The sequence below is a fragment of the Lentibacillus saliphilus genome (assembly GCF_019093865.1).
GTDB lineage: Bacteria > Bacillota > Bacilli > Bacillales > Amphibacillaceae > Lentibacillus_B > Lentibacillus_B saliphilus.
In genome coordinates, this window is record NZ_JABJXD010000024.1 from 1 (window position 1) to 1,538 (window position 1,538).

At 35.6% G+C, this 1,538-nt stretch carries 1 protein-coding gene; it reads left to right on the forward strand.

The genetic code is table 11. The annotated features are described in order from the left end of the window. Positions 1-133: 133 nt before the first annotated feature. Positions 134-1,462: an ISL3 family transposase gene (locus HPC67_RS15615; RefSeq protein WP_217589831.1), complete on the forward strand. Its 1,329-nt coding sequence runs from the start codon at positions 134-136 to the stop codon at positions 1,460-1,462. Positions 1,463-1,538: the final 76 nt, after the last annotated feature.

A 1,538-nucleotide genomic window follows, 5' to 3' on the forward strand; every position in this document is an offset into this window, starting at 1 on the left:
GGTTGTACAATAAATGACGTTGGTGGGGAAAACTCACCTACGTCATTTTTGCGTTTATAAATAGAAAACAAGTGAGATTCCCTGTAGAATTAAAGTCGCTGAACACTAATCCTGGGAGGGAACTCACTTGTCTATATCAAATGATATAAGAAATTTGTTAGATATTCAAGATAAAAATATTTATGTGAACGAAAATGCAGTGACGTATGGAGAACATAAGGGAAAGACATGTAAGTTTATAAAGGCGACATTAACATATGAAGTGGATCAATGCCCAAACTGCCAAGCAGAAAAAATAGGCTCTTCTATTTATAAGAATGGAACACAGTTATCCCGTATCACCATTCCTACCATGGGAGTTTACCCAACCTATTTATTATTGAGTAAACAGCGTTTTATGTGTAAGCATTGTGATACAAGCTTTACTGCGCAAACAAATATCGTGAAGCGCCATAGCTTTATATCCTCAAATACAAAAGCACAAATCATTATTAAATCAGCCGGGGCACAATCCGTTAAAGATATCTCGCAGGACTGTGGTGTCTCTGGGGCAACTGTTCAGAGAGTCATCAATAAAGAGGCGGATACATATAAACCGAACTACAATGCCCTGCCTAAGCATCTATCATTTGATGAATTTAAGTATGCCAAAGGAAAGATGGCTTTTGAATATATCGACGTTGAAACAGGTGACATCTTAGACATTTTAAATAGTCGTGATAACCGGACCATTACAGATCATTTCATCACCAATTATAGCTTATCAACTAGAAAGCAAGTGCAAACCGTGACCATCGATATGAATGCAGGTTATGTAAGTCTGATTAAAGAGATGTTTCCAAATGCGGATATTATTATTGATCGTTTTCATTTGGTTCAACTTATCTCTAGAGCAATGAATAAAACGCGTGTTAAAATAATGAACCAACTCAGAACATCTCATGGAGAAGATCAGAAGAAGTATCATCGCCTTAAACGTTATTGGAAGCTTTTACTTAAGAAAAGATCGAATTTATCTTATACAGAATATAAATACTACGGTCTATTTGGCCAGCGACTTGAAAGTTCAGTAGTGCAAGAGATATTGAATTATAGCGAAGAACTTAAAATCAATTATGATTTATATCAGGATGTATTGGAGGCCATGGATGAAAAGAATTACCATACATTGGAGAACGTGTTAAGCAAACAGTGCTCAACTGCAGCGTCCACCTATTTAAGAACAAGCATTAAAACATTAAGGAAGCATTTGCCCTATATAAAAAACAGTTTCCAATATACCTATAATAATGGCCGAATTGAAGGAATTAATAATAAGATCAAGGTACTCAATCGGATTGCATATGGCTACCGGAATTTTAATCATTACAAGAACCGAATACGATTACATTTCAAATTTAAGCCTGTGGCAAAGAAGCCTATTATATCTGATGAAAACAAATCACACTCCAGGGTAGCTTAACCTCCCCAGAGTGCGATGAATAAATGCATTTTAAAATCGACTAAAATTCAATACCAACGTCATTTGACTTAGAACC